Here is an 18479-nt window from a genome sequence, read left to right as displayed (position 1 = left end):
TTTATCCAGGGAAATGTTCATGGACACCAAACTGCTCGACATTCTGGCCTGCCCGGTCTGCAAAGGCCCCCTCAAGCTCAGCGCCGACAAAACCGAGCTGATCAGCAAAGGCGCCGGCCTGGCCTATCCGATTCGCGATGGCATTCCGGTGATGCTCGAAAGCGAGGCCCGTACCCTGACCACCGACGAGCGCCTGGATAAATGACCGCAGCCTTTACCGTTGTCATTCCGTCGCGCTTTGCCTCGACGCGCCTGCCCGGCAAACCGTTGCTGTTGATCGCTGGCAAACCGATGATCCAGCACGTATGGGAACAGGCCTGCAAAAGCAGCGCCCAGCGCGTGGTAGTGGCGACCGACGATGCGCGCATCGTGGAAGCCTGCAAGGGCTTTGGCGCCGAAGTGGTACTGACTCGCGAGGATCACAACTCCGGAACTGATCGCCTGGCGGAAGTCGCCGCCAAGCTGGGCCTGGAACCCGACGCCATCGTGGTCAATGTGCAGGGCGATGAACCGTTGATCCCGTCCAGTGTGATCGATCAGGTTGCAAACAATCTGGCAGCCCATCCCGAAGCGCGCATGGCCACCCTGGCCGAGCCGATCGAGGATGTGCAAACCCTGTTCAACCCCAACGTGGTCAAGGTCGTCAGCGATCTCAATGGCCTGGCGCTGACCTTCAGCCGCGCCACCTTGCCCTGGGCTCGTGATGCATTCGCGCAAAGTCGGGACGTCATGCCTGACGGCGTACCGTACCGCCGCCACATCGGCATCTACGCTTACCGCGCCGGTTTCCTCCAGGATTTCGTCGCCTGGGGCCCGTGCTGGCTGGAAAACACCGAATCCTTGGAGCAACTGCGTGCCCTGTGGCACGGCGTGCGAATCCATGTCGCCGATGCGCTGATTGCTCCGCCGACAGGCGTCGACACCGTGGAAGACCTCGAGCGCGTTCGTCGCCTGCTGGAGGCCTGATGCGGGTTCTGTTTGTCTGCCTCGGCAACATTTGCCGATCACCCACCGCCGAAGGCATCCTGCGGCACAAGCTGCGCGAGGCCGGGCTGGCCGAGCAGGTGGAAGTCGCCTCCGCCGGTACCGGTGACTGGCACGTCGGCAAGGCCCCGGACAAGCGCAGCCAGGCTGCGGCCCTGCGACGCGGCTATGATCTGTCGGCCCAGCGTGCCCGCCAGGTCAGCCGGGCCGATTTCGCCACTTATGACCTGATCCTGGCGATGGACGGCAGCAACCTGCGCAATCTGAAAGCCCTACAACCGAGCAATGGCAGGGCCGAACTGGATCTGTTCCTGCGCCGCTACGAGGCTGAACTCGATGATGTGCCGGACCCGTACTACGACGGCGAACAGGGTTTCGAGCAAGTGCTGGACCTGATCGAGCGGGCCACGGACCGCCTGGTGATCGAATTGAAGGGGCGGCTATGACCTTGCAGGTGCGGGCCGGCGTCAGCCTCAAGCCGTTCAACAGCTTTGGCGTGGACGTCACTGCCCGGTTATTCGCCGAAGCTCACAGCGACGCCGATGTCCGCCAGGCGCTGGCCTATGCCAGCGCCAATGACGTGCCGTTGCTGGTGATCGGAGGCGGCAGCAACCTGCTGCTGACCGGTGATATCGACGCGCTGGTGTTGCGCATGGCCAGTCAAGGGATTCGTCTGCTCAGCGATGATGGCGAGCGGGTGCTGATCGAAGCCGAAGCAGGCGAACCGTGGCACCCCTTCGTCCAGTACACGCTGGCGCAAGGCTGGTCGGGGCTGGAGAACCTCAGCCTGATCCCAGGCACGGTGGGGGCCGCACCGATGCAAAACATCGGTGCCTACGGTGTGGAGATCAAGGATGTGTTCGCCGGCCTGACCGCCCTGGATCGGCAAACCGGCGAGCTGCACGATTTCACCCTGGAAGAATGCCGTTTCGCCTACCGCGACAGCCTGTTCAAGCAGCAAGCGGGTCGTTGGCTGATCCTGCGGGTGCGCTTTGCCCTCAGTCGCGCCGCGCATCTGCACCTGGAGTACGGCCCGGTCCGCCAGCGGTTGGCCGAACTGGGCATCGAACAGGCGACTCCCTCGGATGTCAGCCGGGCCATCTGCAGCATCCGCAGTGAAAAGCTCCCTGACCCGGCCGTGCTGGGCAATGCCGGCAGTTTCTTCAAGAACCCGCTGGTGCCGGCTTCGCACGTTGCGCAACTCAAGCTGCAATACCCGGATCTGGTGGCTTATCCACAACCCCAAGGGCAGATGAAAATTGCCGCCGGTTGGTTGATCGAGCGGGCCGGCTGGAAGGGCTTTCGCGAAGGCGACGCCGGGGTGCATAAGTTGCAGGCGTTGGTGCTGGTCAACTACGGCTGCGCCACCGGGCCGCAATTGCTGGATCTGGCCCTGCGTATCCAGAAAGACATTGCCGAGCGTTTTCAGGTCAATCTGGAAATGGAGCCCAATCGGTACTGAACCTGGCTTTCACCGAGCGCCCTGCACAACCTCGCACAAGGATCATTTGTGCAGGATTGTGCAGGGCGTTTTGCTTAATCCTGGGTTAATTTAGTGAGCTAACGATGCGACCATCGCATCATTGAAGGCCCGGTGCAGACGTCTGCGTGTTTGCACAAGAGAGCCCGATTAGCCTGAGTCAGTCTGCGCCAACCGAACCGTTGTCCAAACGGCAGATTGCTCGACCCCATAATTCGATCACCGTGCGGGCGTGCCCATGATTACCTTGAAACTCAATGGAAAAGATCACCAACTGGATGTGACCGAGGACATGCCGCTGCTCTGGGCCATCCGAGATGTGGCCGGTTACAACGGCACCAAATTCGGCTGCGGCATGGGCCTGTGCGGCGCCTGTACCATTCACATCGACGGCGCCCCGGCGCGCAGTTGCATCACCCCGATTGGCTCGGTGAAAGGCCAGAACGTCACCACCATCGATGCCCTTCATGTCGACCCGGTCGGGCAAATTGTCCAGAAGGCCTGGCTCGATACCGCCGTGGCCCAGTGCGGCTACTGTCAGGGTGGGCAGATCATGTCCGCGACCGCCTTGCTCAAGACCAATCCCAACCCGAGCGATGAGCAGATCGAAGAGGCCATGGTCGGCAACATCTGCCGTTGCGGCACTTATAACCGGATCAAGACTGCGATCCGCCAGGCTTCCACCCACCTGAAGGAGGCCAAGGCATGAGCCGCTTGCCCAATGATTTTGTGCTGAGCAACCTCAGCCGCCGTGGTTTCCTCAAAGGCGCGAGCGCCACGGGTGTGTTGGTGCTGGCCGCCAGTTGGGGCCTGCCGGACGCTTTTGCCGAGGACAAGAAGTTCGGCGGTGAGGGCATGCCCAATGGTGTGATCGACGACCCGCAGGTGTACGTGAGCATCGCCACCGATGGCAGCGTGACGGTGATCTGCAACCGTTCGGAAATGGGCCAGGGGGTGCGCACCAGCCTGACCATGGTGGTGGCCGATGAACTGGACGCTGACTGGGCGCAGGTCAAGGTGCGGCAGGCACCGGCGGATGAGGTGCGCTTCGGCAACCAGGACACCGATGGCTCGCGCAGTATGCGCCACTGGTACGAACCAATGCGTCGTTGCGGGGCCGCTGCCCGGACCATGCTGGAGCTGGCCGCCGCTGCTCAGTGGAATGTCCCGGCGAGTGAGTGTCGTGCTCAATTGCACAAAGTCGTGCACCAGCCTTCCGGTCGGGAACTGGGGTATGGCGCGTTGGCCGCCGCGGCCAGTGCCTTGCCAGTTCCCGCCCGTGACAGCCTGCGCCTCAAGCAACCTTCGGAGTTTCGCTACATCGGTAAGGAGTCGAGCCGGGCCATCGATGGCGAAGACGTCGTCAACGGGCGTGCCGTGTTCGGCGCCGATGTACATTTCGATGGCATGCTCTATGCCGTCGTGGCTCGCCCGCCAGTCTATGGTGGCAAGGTCAAGCGCGTGGACAGCAGCGCGGCGCTGAAAGTACCGGGTGTGGTCAAGGTGCTGCAGATCGAAGGACGTCCGTTGCCCTCCGAGTTCCAGCCTCTGGGCGGCGTGGCGGTAGTGGCGAAAAACACCTGGGCGGCGATCAAGGGCCGCGAGGCGCTGAAAATCGAGTGGGATGACGGCCCGAATGCCGGCTATGACTCCGTCGCCTATCGCAAGGAACTGGAAGCCGCGGCCCTCAAGCCCGGGAAAGTCTTGCGCAACACTGGTGATCTGGACGACGCGCTGGCCAAGGCTGACGCAACCCTGGAGGCGTCCTATTACCTGCCGCACCTGTCGCAGTCGCCGATGGAGCCGATGGTCGCCGTCGCCCGGTTCAAGGATGGCCAGTGCGAAGCCTGGGCACCGAGCCAGGCGCCGCAGGTCACCCGTGAACGCGTCGCCGAACGGTTGGGGATCCCTTTCGACAAGGTTACCGTGCACATCACGCTGCTGGGCGGTGGTTTCGGGCGCAAGTCCAAACCCGATTTCGTCCTCGAGGCGGCCGTGTTGGCCAAGGAGTTTCCAGGCCAGGCGGTGCGGGTGCAATGGACCCGCGAAGATGACATCCATCATTCGTATTTCCACACCGTATCGGCCGAATACCTCAAGGCTGGCCTGAACCAGGACGGGATGCCGTCCGGCTGGCTGCATCGCACCGTAGCCCCGAGCATTACCGCACTGTTTGCACCGGGCATGACCCACGAAGCGCCGTTCGAAGTGGGCATGGGCGTGACCAACATGGCCTACGCAATTCCCAACATGCGCCTGGAGAACCCCGAAGCGGTGGCCCATACGAGGGTTGGGGCTGGTACCGCTCGGTGTCGAATATTCCCCACGGTTTTGCGATTCAGAGTTTCATCGACGAATTGGCCCACAAGGCCGGCCAGGATCCACTGGCGTATCACGTCAAATTGCTTGGCCCGGACCGTAAGATCGATCCGCGCACCTTGAATGAAGAATGGAACTACGGCGAATCCCCCGAGCTTTATCCCATCGATACGGCGCGGATCCGCACCGTGCTGGAAACCGCCGCCAAGGCCGCCGGGTGGGGCCGCAAACTGCCCAAGGGCCGTGGCCTGGGGCTGGCGGTGCACTACAGCTTCGTCACCTATGTGGCGGCAGCGCTGGAGGTGGAGGTCAAGGACGATGGTACGTTGATCGTGCACAAGGCCGATATTGCCGTGGACTGCGGCCCGCAGATCAACCCCGAGCGTATCCGTTCCCAGTTCGAAGGCGCCTGCGTCATGGGCCTGGGCAATGCGGTGGTGGGGGAGATCAGCTTCAAGGACGGCAAGGTCCAGCAAGACAACTTCCACATGTACGAAGTGGCGCGCATGTCCTTGGCTCCCAAGGAGGTCGCGGTGCACTTGGTCACGCCGCCGGGCGAGGTGCCGTTGGGCGGTGTGGGTGAACCGGGTGTGCCGCCGATTGCGCCGGCGCTGTGCAACGCGATTTTCGCCGCCACCGGCAAGCGCATCCGCGAGCTGCCCGTGCGTTATCAGTTGCAGGGCTGGCAGCAGGCCAAAACCTGATGGACAGCGTTGATCTGAACGTCCTGCGCAGCGTGCTTCAATGGCGCCGCGCCGGGCAGCGGGTGGTGTTGTTCACTGTGGTCCAGACTTGGGGCACGGCGCCGAGGCCGCCGGGGGCGATGCTGGCCCTGCGTGAAGACGGCGTGGTGATTGGCTCGGTATCGGGCGGTTGTGTCGAGGATGACCTGATCGCCCGGCTGCACGACGGGCGTATTCCGGCGGACGGTCCGCCGGTGCAGCTCATCACCTATGGCGTGACTCGTGAGGAGGCGGCGCGCTTCGGCCTGCCGTGCGGCGGTACCTTGCGCCTGACCGAAGAACGGGTCGGCGATCCGCAATGGGTCGCGCAACTGCTGGAGCGCTGCGATGGCCATGAGATTGTCGCCCGTGAGCTGACCGTCGGCACAGGCGAAGTGCTGCTGACGCCGGCCAGCAAAACCGAAGCGCTGGTATTCGACGGTCAAGTCCTGCGGGCCATCTACGGCCCGCGCTGGCGGCTGCTGTTGATCGGCGCGGGGCAACTGTCGCGTTATGTGGCAGAAATGGCCCGGTTGCTGGATTTCGAGGTGTTGATCTGCGATCCGCGCAAGGAATTTGTCTACGGTTGGGAAGAGCAGCATGGCCGCTTCGTTTCCGGCATGCCTGACGAAGCGGTGTTGAGCATCCAGACCGACGAGCGTACCGCCATTGTCGCCCTGACCCATGATCCACGATTGGACGATATGGCGCTGCTCACGGCCCTGGATTCCAAGGCGTTTTATGTCGGGGCCCTGGGCTCTCGGGTGAACAGCCAGAAGCGCCGGGATAACCTGGCTCAGCTAGGCTTGTCTGCACAGGCTATCGAACGGCTGCATGGGCCGATCGGTTTGCACATCGGCAGCCATACGCCGGCGGAAATTGCCTTGTCTTTGCTGGCTGAAATCGTGGCGATCAAGAATGGCGTCGAGTTGCGTCAGAAAAAGCCGCTGTAATCGACGGGCGAGGAGACGGGATGACTGAATCGATTGGTGTGATCATTCTCGCGGCAGGATCGGGCAGCCGTTTCCGTCAGGTTGCAGGCCAGGACAAAGATAAGCTGCTGGCCGATTGCACGGGGCGTGACGGCGCCGTCCGATCGGTCATCGAGCAGGTGCTGGTGAACTTGCCGCCTTCTCTGGAAAAACGCGTGCTGGTGACCCGTGAGGACCGTCCACAGGCTATTCGCATGGCCCAGGCTTACGGGTGCGATTTTGTACAACTGGACTCGCCTGGGCTGGGTGACAGTATCGCTGCGGGTGTCCAGGCTTGCCCGGACCTAGATGGCTGGTTGATCGTGCTCGGTGATATGCCGTTCATCCTGCCGTCAAGCATCGAGCAGGTAGTGGCGCAGATCAGCGAAGAGGGCATCAGTGTGCCGGTCCTGGCGGGTGAGTATGGGCATCCCGTGGGGTTCGGTCGTGCGTTTGGCCCGCAATTGATGGCATTGACCGCTGATCGCGGCGCCAAGGGGTTGTTTACCGGGGCGCGGGTGGTCGAGGTGGCAGTGGACGATCCTGGGGTGGTTTGGGATGTGGACGTGCCTGAAGCGCTGATCTTTAAGTAACAGCCGACGCGGATTCCTGTGGGGCAGGCAACATTGATACAAGCCGGGCCCGCGCTATCGCGAGCAGGCTCGCTCCCACACTGAATTTCGATGGTCGCCAGATTTATGCCCGCCGCCAATCTCCTGTGGGAGCGAGCCTGCTCGCGATAGCGCTGCGTCAGCTTGCATCAAGGGTGGACGCCGGGCCATGTTCGCCAGCAAGCCCGCTCCACACCATCCAGCTTCCAACACTCATGTAACTAAGTCTGAAGACATAAAAAAGCCCCGCCTGGCGTCAACCAGGCGGGGCTTTTTACTGGGCGGTGGAATCAGGCGTGAGGTTTAGGCTCGTGCTCTTTTTCCAGGGCTTCAGTGTGGCGAGGTGCGACTTCTTCAGCGGAGTGCTGAGGTTCGTCGATCACCGGCGCCGATTCAGCGGGAGCGGGTTCGCTGGTGGTTTCAGCGACCGGGGCAGGGGCTGCCTCGATTGCTTGCTCCACGGGTGCTGGCTCAGCGGCAGGCGCTTGAGCAGCGGCAGCGGCAGCTTGTTCGGCTTCCTTCTGCAGACGCTCGGCTTCACGCTTGCGACGACGCACTTCACGCGGATCGTTCGGAGCACGACCGTTGGGGGTCAGGGCGCTGGCAGGGGCAGGCGCCTCCACCTCTACCGGGGCTGGAGCTTCGGCAACCACAGGCGCTTGAACCGCTGGAGCTGGCTCGACCACGACCGGCTCGGCTGCTTTCACGGCTTCTGCTGCCGGCTCGGCTTCGACGACGGCTGGCTCGGCGTGCCAGTTGAACGCGGTCTGTTCTTCGCGAACCGGCTCCGGCGCTTTTTCCTCGATCACAGCTTCGATCACAGGTTCAGCGGCAACCACAGGTTGCTCGATGACAGGTGCAGGCTCGGAAACTGCTTCTGCCTGAGGCTCGGCTTCACGAACCGGGGCGAGTTCCACTTCTGGCGAAGCGGTGGTTTCTACCGGGGTAGTGGCTTCGACCACAGGCGCTTCAACCGGGGCGTTTTCCACCACGGCGGTAGCGCGTTCGGCCTGTTCGTGAGCCTCGGCTTCAGCGGGGGCGCTGATCGAGCTGCTGGCAACCGCGGCGGTGACGGCCAGGCCGGCAGCCAGGTCGGCAGCGCTTGGCGCTTCGGCGTTCTCGGCGGATTCGGAGGCTTCCGAACCTTCGATCACATTGCCGTTGGCGTCGCGTTGACGCTCACGACGGTTGCTGCGGCGACGCTGCCCACGGGAGCGGCGGCGTGGACGATCGCCTTCGGCGTTGTCCTGACCGTCTTCCTGCAGTTGCTCTTCGCTGTTCAGTACTTCCTCTTCGCTGGCAACGGCAGCCTGCTCGGCGCGTGGTTGACGCTCTTCACGTGGCGGACGCGGTGCGCGCTCTTCGCGAGGCTGACGGGCCGGACGCTCTTCAGCGGTGGCGGCAGCAGCGGCGGGAGCGGCATCCAGCGGTTCGCGCAGCTCGCGAACACGTTCTTCACGCTCGCCACGTGGCTTGCGATCTTCACGAGGCGCGCGGGGTTGGCGCTCTTCACGCGGCGGACGCGGCGCGCGTTCTTCGCGGGCTACGGCTGGCACTTCCTCACGGGCTTCGCGAGGCTGGCGTTCTTCACGTGGCTCACGTGGTGCGCGCTCTTCACGCGGTGCACGCTCTTCACGGGGTTTGCGCTCCTCGTCACGACGACCGTTGCGGTTGCGGGTCTGCTGACGACCATTGCGACGTTCTTCGTTGCGGGCTGGACGCTCGGTAGCCGCTGGCTTGGCGACAACGGTCGGCGCAGCCGGCTCTTCCTTGGTGGCGAACAGGCTGACCAGGGATTTCACAAGGCCTTTGAACAGGCTTGGTTCAGGTGCGGCGGCAGGTGCCGGTGCCGGCGCGGCTGCTTCGGTCGGAACCGGTGCATTGGCGCGGGCTGGAGCCGTCTTGACCGCAGCTTCCTGGCGAACCAGGGTGCGAGTGGCAGCAGCCGGCTGCACTTCTTCCACTTCGGCAGCGGCAGCAGCGATTTCGTAGCTGGACTGATTGGTGTGGGCTTCCGGGCTGTCATCACGCAGGCGCTGCACTTCGAAGTGCGGCGTCTCGAGGTGATCGTTCGGCAGGATGACGATACGGGCGCGGGTGCGCAGTTCGATCTTGGTGATCGAGTTGCGTTTTTCGTTGAGCAGGAACGCAGCCACCGGGATCGGCACCTGCGCGCGAACTTCGGCGGTGCGGTCTTTCAGGGCTTCTTCTTCGATCAGGCGCAGGATCGCCAGGGACAGCGACTCGACGTCACGGATGATGCCGGTGCCGTTGCAGCGCGGGCAGACGATGCCGCTGCTCTCGCCCAAGGAAGGACGCAGGCGCTGACGGGACATTTCCAGCAGGCCGAAGCGCGAGATGCGACCGACCTGTACGCGGGCGCGGTCGGCTTCCAGGCACTCACGGACCTTCTCTTCCACGGCGCGCTGGTTCTTGGCCGGGGTCATGTCGATGAAGTCGATGACGATCAGGCCGCCGATGTCGCGCAGGCGCAACTGACGGGCGATTTCTTCGGCGGCTTCAAGGTTGGTCTGCAGGGCGGTTTCTTCGATGTCGCTGCCTTTGGTGGCGCGCGCCGAGTTGATGTCGATGGACACCAGGGCTTCGGTCGGATCGATGACGATGGAGCCGCCGGACGGCAGTTCTACGACGCGCTGGAACGCGGTCTCGATCTGGCTTTCGATCTGGAAACGGTTGAACAGCGGAACGCTGTCTTCGTAGAGTTTGATCTTGCTGGCGTACTGCGGCATGACCTGGCGGATGAAGGTCAGGGCTTCGTCCTGGGCTTCAACGCTGTCGATCAACACTTCGCCGATGTCCTGGCGCAGGTAATCGCGGATCGCGCGGATGATGACATTGCTTTCCTGATAGATCAGGAACGGCGCGGAGCGATCCAGCGAGGCTTCCTTGATGGCGGTCCACAGTTGCAGCAGGTAGTCGAGGTCCCACTGCATTTCTTCGCTGCTGCGGCCAAGGCCGGCGGTGCGAACGATCAGGCCCATGTCGGCTGGGGCAACCAGGCCGTTGAGGGCTTCGCGCAGTTCATTGCGCTCTTCGCCTTCGATGCGGCGGGAGATACCACCGGCGCGAGGGTTGTTCGGCATCAGGACCAGGTAACGGCCCGCCAGGCTGATGAAGGTGGTCAGGGCTGCGCCCTTGTTGCCACGCTCTTCTTTTTCGACCTGGACGATGACTTCCTGGCCTTCGCTCAGGACGTCCTTGATGTTGACGCGGCCTTCAGGGGCCTTCTTGAAGTATTCGCGGGAGATTTCTTTGAGGGGCAGGAAGCCGTGGCGCTCGGAGCCGAAATCGACAAAGGCAGCCTCAAGGCTTGGTTCGATGCGAGTAATCCGGCCTTTATAGATGTTGGCCTTCTTCTGCTCGCGTGCACCGGATTCGATATCCAGGTCGTAGAGGCGCTGGCCGTCTACCAGTGCAACACGCAACTCTTCGGGTTGAGTTGCGTTAATCAGCATTCTTTTCATGTAGTACCGTCGGTTTCCGGGCTGCCGGAAACGGCGTTCGGCACACACGACTTCTCACGGTCGGTGTCAGGTGCGTCATGGAAGTGGCCGGGCCATTCCAGTGTCCAGCGAGTTCGACCCAATGATGGCGAAGTCGCGACGGACGCGTCCTGCTTGCTGGCTGTTCAAGCACTCAGTCAGGAGGAGGAATCAACCGGCGCCTGTGGACGAGATGAAGCGTCTAAATATAAGCCTAGTGCTACACAGTCCGACGGTTGTACATCTCCACCCTACACGTATCCCTGATAATCGGGTGCTGCCGCGCGCAGAATCCGCAGCGGGTTGGCATTTACCGTGAGCTCCGAAAGGGGAGGTCACGCATCATGGCTAATTTAGGCGTTGTTTCCGAAGCTCTCGCTCGGGGTCGTCTACCGGTGACTGCACTTTGTGAACTGGCCGTGAATGTGGCGCGCAAGGCGAGTCAAAACTCTGCTTTGCCGCGTATTTCAGGCCTCATGTCACCTGCGCTCGTTACACCTGCAAACTCTGCCGTTATCTAGCAAAAGCCCCGTAGGACGGCCTCTCGTCCTCGTGAATTGCGTTGGTCAGGGCCGGTTTTTGACCGTTAGTCCGCTGTCCGGCCGCTTTTGGCGGCGTTCGCGACTATAGCAGCAATGATTAAGTGCTTCAATTCCATAAAAAATTGTTATCATCGCCGCCATGACGACTACTGCCCCTTCGACCCCTGGCGTTCAACTGCTCGAGGTCTCGCCGGAATATGCCGGCCAACGAATCGATAACTTCCTTCTAGCCCGACTCAAAGGCGTGCCCAAGACCTTGATCTATCGCATTTTGCGCAAGGGTGAAGTGCGGGTGAACAAAGGACGGATCAAGCCCGAATACAAGCTTCAGGCGGGCGATATCGTGCGCGTGCCGCCGGTTCGCGTGCCCGAGCGCGATGAGCCCGTGCCCCTGGCCCAAGGCCTGTTGCAGCGCCTGGAAGCCTCGATCGTCTTCGAAGACAAGGCGCTGATCGTGCTCAACAAGCCTGCGGGCATTGCGGTTCACGGCGGCAGCGGCCTGAATTTCGGCGTGATCGAGGCCTTTCGTCAGTTGCGCCCCGACGCCAAGGAGCTGGAGTTGGTCCATCGCCTGGATCGCGACACCTCCGGCCTGCTGATGATCGCCAAGAAACGCAGCATGTTGCGGCATTTGCATGAGCAATTGCGCGGCGATGGCGTCGACAAGCGCTACATGGCGCTGGTGCGGGGACGTTGGGATACCTCCATCAAGCAAGTTCGGGCGCCGTTGCTCAAGAGCAACCTGCGTTCCGGCGAGCGCATGGTGGAAGTCAACGAAGAAGGCAAGGAGGCCTTGACAGTGTTCAAGGTCCTGCGCCGCTTCGGTGATTTCGCCACCATGGTCGAAGCCAAGCCGGTGACTGGCCGCACCCACCAGATTCGCGTCCATACGCTACATGCCGGGCATTGCATCGCTGGGGACAGCAAGTACGGCGATGACGACTTCACCCGGGAAATCCGTGATCTGGGTGGCAAGCGCCTGTTTCTCCATGCCTACATGTTGACCGTGCCGTTGCCCGATGGTGGTGAGCTGAAATTGCAGGCTCCCGTGGATGAAATGTGGGCCAAGACCGTGGAGCGGTTGAGTGCATCCTGAATACAAGCTGCTGATCTTCGATTGGGATGGCACTCTGGCGAACTCCATCGGTCGGATCGTGGAGGCAATGCATGCCGCCTCTGATCGTGCGGGTTTTGCCAGGTGTGATGATTTTGCCGTGAAGGGCATCATCGGCCTCGGCTTGCCGGAAGCGATCCGCAGTCTGTACCCGGAGATCAGTGACCCTGAGCTGCTGGTTTTTCGCCAGTATTACGCTGATCACTACATTGCGCTGGAGGCTGAGCCTTCGCCGTTGTTTGACGGTGTGGTAGACACTCTTGAAACCTTGAGGGGCGAGGGGTATCGCTTGGCTGTCGCCACCGGCAAGGCGCGTCGCGGGCTGGATCGAGTGCTGAAGTCCCATGGCTGGGACGATTATTTCGATATCACCCGGGCTGCGGACGAAACGGCGAGTAAGCCGCATCCGTTGATGCTTGAGCAAATACTGGCTCACTGCGGCATGCAGCCGGAGCAGGCGTTGATGGTGGGGGATTCCTCGTTCGACCTGCAGATGGCGCGCAACGCCGGCATGGGGTCGGTTGCGGTGAGCTACGGCGCGCAGACGATTGCGGCGCTGCAAGCCTTCGAGCCGCAGTTGGCGATCGATCATTTTCCTGAGTTGCACGCCTGGCTGAGCCGGCGGGCCAATTAAGTTTTTGCTGGGGATACTTGCATGACCGACGAATGGAAGGCACCGGCCAAGGCGAGCGCCGAGAACGGTGACGACAAAAGCTGGAAGCTGTTGGAGAAGACCTTGCTGGCCGGTGTGCAGGAGCAGCGTCGTTCCCGCCGCTGGGGCATTTTCTTCAAGCTGCTGACGTTCGTTTATCTCTTTGTCGCGCTATTGCTGTTCACGCCCCTGTTCGACATGGAAAAAAGCGCCGTGCGGGGTTCTGCGTACACCGCATTGATCGACATCGAAGGCATGATTGCCCATAAGGAGCCTGCCAGCGCGGACAACATCGTCGGTAGCCTGCGGGCTGCTTTCGAAGATCCCAAGGTCAAGGGTGTGATCTTGCGCATCAACAGTCCGGGTGGCAGCCCTGTGCAGTCGGGTTATGTCTATGACGAGATCGTCCGGTTGCGCGCGTTGCACCCGAACACCAAGGTCTACGCGGTCATTTCCGATCTGGGGGCTTCCGGTGCGTACTATATTGCCAGCGCGGCCGATCAGATCTATGCCGACAAGGCGAGCCTGGTGGGCTCCATTGGCGTGACGGCGGCTGGCTATGGTTTTGTCGGGACGATGGAGAAACTGGGCGTGGAGCGCCGGGTGTACACCTCCGGCGAGCATAAGTCGTTCCTTGATCCGTTCCAGCCGCAAAAACCTGAAGAAACCGCGTTTTGGCAGGGTGTGCTCGACACGACCCATAAGCAATTCATTGCCAGCGTCAAAAAAGGCCGGGGTGAGCGCCTCAAAGACAAGGAGCATCCCGAGCTGTTCTCTGGGCTGGTCTGGTCTGGGGAGCAGGCCTTGCCGCTGGGCTTGATCGATGGCCTGGGCAGCGCCAGTTCGGTGGCGCGGGACGTGATTGGCGAAAAAGAGCTGGTGGATTTCACCATCGAAGAGTCGCCGTTTGATCGCTTCTCGAAGAAGCTGGGAGCGAGCATTGCCGAGCATCTGGCGATGTGGATGGGGTTCCAGGGGCCGGCATTGCGCTAATTCGTTGGTTTGCGCGATCCCCTTTGGCTTGGCTGTGGGGGCAAAGTTTGCTCGCGATGAGCGATAACCCGGCTGGTCTGCATCATCGCAGCGCCTGCATCGCCGCGGGCAAGCCTTGCTCCCACAAATAAATGCCCTCGCTACACGTTGTATGTTGGCTTAGGGAACCTGCACGCCCTCGGCCAGCAACATATCCACAAGGCGAATCAGTGGCAGGCCAACCAGGCTGGTGGCGTCTGGCCCTTCCGTGCTCTGGAACAGGCTCACGCCAAGCCCTTCGGCCTTGAAGCTGCCCGCGCAGTCATAAGGTTGCTCGGCCAGCAGGTAGCGTTCGATGCGTGCAGGGTCCAGCGTGCGCATGTGGACGGTAAACGGAACGCAATCGACCTGGCAGGCGCCGGTCTGGCTGTTAAGTACCGCCAGGCCGGTCAGAAAGCTGATCCGGGCGCCGCTGGCGGCCAGCAGTTGTTCGCGGGCGTTCTCGAATGTATGGGGCTTGCCCAGGATGCGCTCGCCGAGCACGGCCACCTGGTCCGAACCGATGATCAGATGCGCCGGATGGCTGCTCGCCAGGGCCTGGGCTTTTTCCCGGGCCAGGCGTTTTACCAGGTCGAGTGCTGGCTCGTCAGGTCGACGGCTTTCGTCGATGTCCGGTGAGCTGCAGACGAACGGTAGCCCCAGACGGGCAAGCAATTGCCGGCGATACACTGAGCTTGAGGCGAGTAATAAAGGCAGCATGGGCATCTCCAAAAGGCAGGGGCGAATTCTAGCGAGGCGCGCAAGTGACGGACAGGGCTGAATTTCCTTTGACATGGCCGGGGGCATCCCTATAATGCTGCGCCTATGTTGAATGACCCGATTCCACCTCACGTTGACCCGCGCAAATTGGCTGACCGTGGCACCACCCTTCAAGGTGAACTGCTGCTGGCCGATTTGAAGAGACTCTGCGACCCGCTTTCCGACGATGTCGGTACGGTCCAGGCCAAATTCGTTTTTGAACGAGATGAACGTAAATCTGTGGTAATCCACAGCTTTATCGACACTGAAGTCAAAATGGTTTGCCAGCGTTGTCTTGAGCTGGTCACCCTGCCGATCCACAGCGAATGCAGTTACGCCGTGGTGAAGGAGGGTGCGAATACCCAGTCGTTACCGAAAGGTTATGACGTGCTGGAACTGGGCGAAGATCCATTGGATCTGCAGTCACTGATCGAGGAGGAGCTTCTGCTCGCCTTGCCCATTGTGCCTGCTCATCATCCGGAAGAATGCCAGCAGCCGGCGGGAGCAGATGAGCCCGAACCGAGCGAGGACGAGGTAACGCGGTCCAACCCGTTCAGTGTATTGGCGCAGTTAAAGCGTGACCCAAACGTTTAGGAGTTAATCAATTATGGCTGTTCAGCAGAACAAAAAATCCCGCTCTGCCCGTGACATGCGCCGTTCGCACGACGCTCTCGAGGCTAGCACCCTGTCTGTAGAAAAAACCACCGGTGAAGTTCACCTGCGTCACCACGTATCGCCAGAAGGCGTATACCGTGGTCGTAAAGTGATCGACAAGGGCGCTGACGAGTAATCCTTGTCCGCTCAAGTCATCGCGATTGACGCAATGGGCGGGGACTTCGGTCCCCGCAGCATTGTTCAGGCCAGCCTTGCTTGTCTGAATGCTACACCCTCGTTGCACCTGACCCTCGTCGGTCAACCCTCCCTTCTAGAAGAAATGCTCAACGGCCAATCGGCTGTGGATCGTTCGCGCCTGACGATCGCACCTGCGTCCGAAGTCATCACCATGGACGAAAAACCTGCCCAGGTCCTGCGTGGCAAGCCTGACGCCTCGATGCGTGTAGCCCTTGAGCTGCTGCGCGATGGCAAGGTCCAGGCGTGTGTCAGTGCAGGCAATACCGGTGCACTGATGGCGCTGTCGCGTTACGTGCTCAAGACCTTGCCGGGCATCGACCGGCCGGCGATGGTCGCGGCCATCCCCACCCAGCGTGGTTTTTGCCAGCTCCTTGATCTGGGCGCCAACGTCGATTGCAGTGCCGAGCATCTACTGCAGTTTGCAGTGATGGGCTCGGTAGCGGCTGAAACCCTGGGTATCGTGCGCCCTCGTGTAGCGCTGCTGAACATCGGTACCGAAGACATCAAGGGTAACCAGCAAGTCAAGCTGGCAGCCACGTTGTTGCAGGCTGCGCGAGGTATCAATTACATCGGCTTCGTTGAGGGCGATGGGTTGTACCGGGGTGAGGCGGACGTGGTGGTGTGTGACGGTTTTGTCGGCAATATTTTGCTCAAGTCCAGCGAAGGCCTGGCGACCATGATCGGCGCGCGTATCGAGAAGCTGTTCAGGCAGAACCTGGCCTCGCGGATGGTCGGTGCCCTGGCGTTGCCGTTGATGCGTCGGTTGCAGGCGGACCTGGCGCCGGCGCGGCATAACGGTGCAAGTTTTCTTGGGCTGCAGGGCATTGTGATCAAGAGTCATGGTTCGGCGGGCGTGCAGGGGTTTCAAAGTGCGATCAATCGCGCGCTGATCGAAATCCAGGAAAACCTGCCGGAGCGTCTTCATGGGCGCCTCGAAGATTTGTTAACTTAGGCGTTTTCGTCTGACAATGCTTAAATGTGACCGGTCGGTTCAAGCCGCCATCCAACTGTCAGTTTCCTAGCGCCCCCTGGGGCGTCAATTTTTGACGACAAGATCATTAGGGGCTTTGTTTTCATGTCTGCATCTCTCGCATTCGTCTTTCCTGGGCAGGGTTCGCAGTCCCTCGGCATGCTTTCCGAGCTGGGCGAGCAATACCCGTTGATCCTCGAAACATTCAAAGAAGCTTCCGATGCTCTGGGCTATGACCTGTGGGCACTGACCCAGCAAGGGCCGGAAGAGCAACTCAATCAAACCGACAAAACCCAGCCAGCCATCCTGACCGCCTCGATCGCACTCTGGCTCCTCTGGCTGGCCGAGGGCGGTGCGCGTCCGGCGTTCGTTGCCGGACACAGCCTGGGCGAATACAGCGCTCTGGTGGCTGCTGGCAGTCTGAGCCTGGGTGACGCGGTGAAGCTCGTGGAGCGTCGTGGCCAGTTGATGCAGGAGGCCGTTCCGGCCGGGCAGGGCGGCATGGCTGCGATTCTCGGCCTGGAAGATGCCGATGTGCTGGCAGCCTGCGCCGAAGCCGCGCAAGGCGAAGTGGTCAGCGCTGTGAACTTCAATTCACCTGGCCAGGTGGTGATTGCCGGTGCCAAGGCTGCTGTGGAGCGCGCCATTGAAGGGTGCAAGAGCCGTGGTGCCAAGCGTGCCATGCCGTTGCCCGTCAGCGTGCCGTCGCACTGCGAACTGATGCGTCCGGCCGCTGAGCGTTTTGCCGAATCTATTGCTGCCATTGACTGGCAGGCGCCACAGATTCCAGTGGTACAGAACGTCAGCGCCGATGTGGCTGCGGATCTTGAGACCCTCAAGCGTGATCTGCTGGAGCAACTCTACAAACCGGTTCGCTGGGTCGAATCGGTGCAGACCCTGGCGGCCAAGGGCGCGACCGAACTGGTCGAGTGCGGTCCTGGTAAAGTGCTGGCCGGTCTGAACAAACGCTGCGCCGAAGGCGTATCGACTTCCAATCTCAATACCCCAGATGCTTTCGCTGCCGCCCGTGCAGCGCAGGCCTGAACAGGAGAAGCTTGCATGAGTCTGCAAGGTAAAGTTGCACTGGTGACCGGTGCAAGCCGTGGCATCGGCCAGGCCATTGCCCTGGAACTGGGTCGTCAAGGCGCCATCGTTGTTGGTACCGCGACTTCCGCTTCGGGCGCCGAGCGCATCGCCGCTACCCTGAAGGAAAACGACATCCAAGGCACCGGTCTTGAACTGAACGTCACCAGCGATGAATCCGTTGCGGCGGTGCTGGCAAACATTCAGGAACAGTTCGGTGCGCCGGCAATCCTGGTCAATAATGCCGGCATCACCCGCGATAACCTGATGATGCGCATGAAAGATGACGAATGGTTCGACGTGATCGATACCAACCTGAACAGCCTGTACCGGCTGTCCAAGGGCGTTCTGCGTGGCATGACCAAGGCTCGCTGGGGTCGAATTATCAGTATCGGTTCGGTTGTGGGTGCCATGGGCAACGCAGGCCAAGTAAACTATGCTGCGGCCAAAGCCGGTCTGGAAGGTTTCAGTCGTGCGCTGGCGCGTGAAGTGGGTTCGCGCTCGATTACGGTAAACTCGGTAGCCCCGGGTTTCATCGATACCGACATGACCCGTGAACTGCCGCAAGCGCAACGTGAAGCCTTGTTGACACAAATTCCGCTGGGTCGTCTGGGGCAAGCTCAAGAAATCGCGTCCGTGGTCGCTTTTCTTGCGTCGGATGGTGCGGCATACGTGACTGGGGCTACAATCCCGGTAAACGGCGGGATGTACATGAGTTAAATGTGACGGATTGCTTCAAAAAAATGTCATACGAGCTGTCTAAAATCCGTTATAAAGCTGCAATCTATTTATAGGCGGCGGGCTGCTGGGTTTGAGGAGTGAAGCTTTCGGTTGAAAAACCGAAAAGTCTTTCTATACACTTACCCACCGGCCAGCTGCCTGAATTTGTCCATTAGGAGTGAAAAC

17 protein-coding genes and 1 pseudogene are annotated in these 18479 nt (G+C 61.2%); 16 read left to right on the top strand and 2 right to left on the bottom strand.

Annotated features, from left to right (window positions below; all coding sequences use genetic code 11):
* The first annotated feature begins 19 nt into the window (after positions 1 to 19).
* From PSH91_RS18930 to PSH91_RS18895, 8 genes and pseudogenes are all read left to right on the top strand, one after another.
* A complete protein-coding gene (locus PSH91_RS18930) occupies positions 20 to 205 on the top strand; it encodes a Trm112 family protein (protein ID WP_003179363.1) in 186 nt (61 codons plus the stop codon).
* Positions 202 to 966 carry a 3-deoxy-manno-octulosonate cytidylyltransferase gene (gene kdsB, locus PSH91_RS18925; protein WP_076383826.1) on the top strand — a complete coding sequence of 255 codons (765 nt, stop codon included), beginning with the start codon at positions 202 to 204 and terminating at the stop codon, positions 964 to 966. Before PSH91_RS18930 ends, kdsB begins: the two co-directional genes overlap by 4 nt.
* On the top strand, positions 966 to 1430 hold the full coding sequence (locus PSH91_RS18920) for a low molecular weight protein-tyrosine-phosphatase (protein WP_092400061.1): 465 nt from the start codon (positions 966 to 968) through the stop codon (positions 1428 to 1430). The genes kdsB and PSH91_RS18920 overlap by 1 nt, the downstream gene beginning before the upstream one ends.
* Positions 1427 to 2446, top strand: a complete 1020-nt coding sequence (gene murB / locus PSH91_RS18915; protein WP_305466480.1) for a UDP-N-acetylmuramate dehydrogenase — start codon at positions 1427 to 1429, stop codon at positions 2444 to 2446. The genes PSH91_RS18920 and murB overlap by 4 nt, the downstream gene beginning before the upstream one ends.
* A gap of 256 nt (positions 2447 to 2702) precedes the next feature.
* Positions 2703 to 3173, top strand: coding sequence for a (2Fe-2S)-binding protein (locus tag PSH91_RS18910; protein ID WP_047228187.1), 471 nt, complete (start codon positions 2703 to 2705; stop codon positions 3171 to 3173).
* Positions 3170 to 5487, top strand: a pseudogene (locus PSH91_RS18905) (molybdopterin cofactor-binding domain-containing protein). Before PSH91_RS18910 ends, PSH91_RS18905 begins: the two are co-directional and overlap by 4 nt.
* The gene (locus PSH91_RS18900; RefSeq protein ID WP_305466478.1) at positions 5487 to 6458 is read left to right on the top strand and encodes an XdhC family protein; all 972 of its coding nucleotides are present in this window, start codon (positions 5487 to 5489) and stop codon (positions 6456 to 6458) included. The pseudogene PSH91_RS18905 and the gene PSH91_RS18900 overlap by 1 nt, the downstream one beginning before the upstream one ends.
* A 20-nt stretch (positions 6459 to 6478) precedes the next feature.
* A complete protein-coding gene (locus tag PSH91_RS18895) occupies positions 6479 to 7069 on the top strand; it encodes an NTP transferase domain-containing protein (RefSeq protein ID WP_107322015.1) in 591 nt (196 codons plus the stop codon).
* Between the two features lie 308 nt (positions 7070 to 7377).
* On the opposite strand, the gene rne is transcribed toward PSH91_RS18895, so the two are convergent.
* Positions 7378 to 10572 carry a ribonuclease E gene (rne, locus tag PSH91_RS18890; RefSeq protein ID WP_305466476.1) on the bottom strand — a complete coding sequence of 1065 codons (3195 nt, stop codon included), beginning with the start codon at positions 10570 to 10572 and terminating at the stop codon, positions 7378 to 7380.
* A 699-nt stretch (positions 10573 to 11271) separates the two neighbouring features.
* Between rne and rluC the strand changes: the two genes are divergently transcribed.
* From rluC to PSH91_RS18875, 3 genes are read left to right on the top strand one after another with little or no spacing between them, the layout of a single operon-like run.
* Entirely contained in the window at positions 11272 to 12228 is a 957-nt protein-coding gene (gene rluC / locus PSH91_RS18885) for a 23S rRNA pseudouridine(955/2504/2580) synthase RluC (RefSeq protein ID WP_047228192.1), read from the top strand.
* Entirely contained in the window at positions 12218 to 12880 is a 663-nt protein-coding gene (locus PSH91_RS18880) for an HAD-IA family hydrolase (protein ID WP_047228193.1), read from the top strand. Before rluC ends, PSH91_RS18880 begins: the two co-directional genes overlap by 11 nt.
* Positions 12881 to 12901: 21 nt before the next feature.
* The gene (locus tag PSH91_RS18875) at positions 12902 to 13891 is read left to right on the top strand and encodes a S49 family peptidase (RefSeq protein ID WP_076383829.1); all 990 of its coding nucleotides are present in this window, start codon (positions 12902 to 12904) and stop codon (positions 13889 to 13891) included.
* A 159-nt stretch (positions 13892 to 14050) separates the two neighbouring features.
* On the opposite strand, the gene PSH91_RS18870 is transcribed toward PSH91_RS18875, so the two are convergent.
* Entirely contained in the window at positions 14051 to 14629 is a 579-nt protein-coding gene (locus PSH91_RS18870; RefSeq protein WP_139049462.1) for a nucleoside triphosphate pyrophosphatase, read from the bottom strand.
* A gap of 105 nt (positions 14630 to 14734) precedes the next feature.
* Here PSH91_RS18870 and PSH91_RS18865 point away from each other — a divergent pair, with 105 nt between their 5' ends.
* The 5 genes from PSH91_RS18865 to fabG all read left to right on the top strand — a co-directional run bounded on the left by PSH91_RS18865 (position 14735) and on the right by fabG (position 18293).
* Positions 14735 to 15262: a YceD family protein gene (locus tag PSH91_RS18865; protein WP_003204262.1), complete on the top strand. Its 528-nt coding sequence runs from the start codon at positions 14735 to 14737 to the stop codon at positions 15260 to 15262.
* A gap of 13 nt (positions 15263 to 15275) precedes the next feature.
* Positions 15276 to 15458, top strand: a complete 183-nt coding sequence (gene rpmF / locus PSH91_RS18860) for a 50S ribosomal protein L32 (RefSeq protein WP_003179396.1) — start codon at positions 15276 to 15278, stop codon at positions 15456 to 15458.
* A 3-nt stretch (positions 15459 to 15461) separates the two neighbouring features.
* Complete coding sequence (gene plsX / locus PSH91_RS18855) at positions 15462 to 16472, top strand: phosphate acyltransferase PlsX (protein WP_076383831.1); 1011 nt, start codon at positions 15462 to 15464, stop codon at positions 16470 to 16472.
* 123 nt (positions 16473 to 16595) lie between these two features.
* Positions 16596 to 17534, top strand: a complete 939-nt coding sequence (gene fabD / locus PSH91_RS18850; protein WP_305466474.1) for an ACP S-malonyltransferase — start codon at positions 16596 to 16598, stop codon at positions 17532 to 17534.
* A 15-nt stretch (positions 17535 to 17549) separates the two neighbouring features.
* Positions 17550 to 18293 carry a 3-oxoacyl-ACP reductase FabG gene (gene fabG / locus PSH91_RS18845; protein ID WP_107322019.1) on the top strand — a complete coding sequence of 248 codons (744 nt, stop codon included), beginning with the start codon at positions 17550 to 17552 and terminating at the stop codon, positions 18291 to 18293.
* Positions 18294 to 18479: the final 186 nt, after the last annotated feature.

Origin of the sequence: Pseudomonas sp. FP1154 (assembly GCF_030687245.1) — a bacterium.
Lineage (GTDB): Bacteria > Pseudomonadota > Gammaproteobacteria > Pseudomonadales > Pseudomonadaceae > Aquipseudomonas > Aquipseudomonas rhizophila.
The sequence above is the reverse complement of the archived record's forward strand: the minus strand, read 5'-3'. Positions and strand labels throughout refer to the sequence as shown.